Source organism: Blastococcus sp. CT_GayMR20 (genome assembly GCF_004570345.1).
This window is the reverse complement of record NZ_SPQM01000327.1, coordinates 1-900: the sequence shown is the minus strand read 5'-3', so window position 1 is coordinate 900 and position 900 is coordinate 1. Positions and strand designations below refer to the sequence as shown.

At 73.1% G+C, this 900-nt stretch carries 1 pseudogene; it reads left to right on the top strand.

Annotated elements, in window-relative coordinates:
- Nucleotides 1–900, top strand: a pseudogene (locus tag E4P40_RS27745) (ATP-grasp domain-containing protein); the annotation flags it as partial.

The following is a 900-nucleotide window of genomic DNA, read 5'->3' as shown; positions in this document are numbered from 1 at the left end:
GTTCCCGGTCCTGCTCAAGCCGAGTGCCGGGGGTGGCGGCAAGGGCATGCGGGTGGTGCGGTCGAAGGAGGAGCTGCCCGACGCGATCGCCGGCGCCCGCCGCGAGGCGACCAACTCCTTCGGCGACGACACCCTGCTGGTCGAGCGGTACGTCGGGAACTCCCGGCACATCGAGGTGCAGGTCCTCGGCGACGCGCACGGCAACGTCATCCACCTCGGCGAGCGCGAGTGCAGCCTGCAGCGACGGCACCAGAAGGTGATCGAGGAGGCGCCGTCCCCGCTGCTGGACACGGCCTCGCGCGCGTCGATGGGCCGGGCGGCCGTCGACGCGGCCAAGGCCGTCGGCTACACCGGCGCGGGGACGGTGGAGTTCATCGTGGACGCCGACCGGCCGCGCGACTTCTTCTTCCTGGAGATGAACACCCGGCTGCAGGTCGAGCACCCGGTGACCGAGTGCGTCACCGGGCTCGACCTCGTCGAGCAGCAGATCCGGGTGGCGGCGGGGGAGCGGCTGCCGATCGACCAGAGCGACGTCACCCTCGACGGGCACGCGATCGAGGCGCGGCTCTACGCCGAGGACCCGTCGCGCGGCTTCCTGCCGCAGGCCGGGACCGTGCTCGGCCTGGTCGAGCCGTCCGGGCCGGGCATCCGGGTCGACAGCTCGCTGGCCGTCGGCGGCGTGGTCGGCACCGACTACGACCCGATGCTGGCGAAGATCATCGCCTGGGCACCGACGCGGGAGACGGCGCGGGCCCGGCTCGTCGGGGCGCTCGGGCACACCGCCGTCCTGGGCGTGACGACGAACGCCGCGTTCCTTCGGTCGCTGCTGAACGATCCCGACGTCGTCGCGGGAAGGCTCGACACCGGGCTCATCGAGCGGCGCGGCGAGGTCCTCACCCT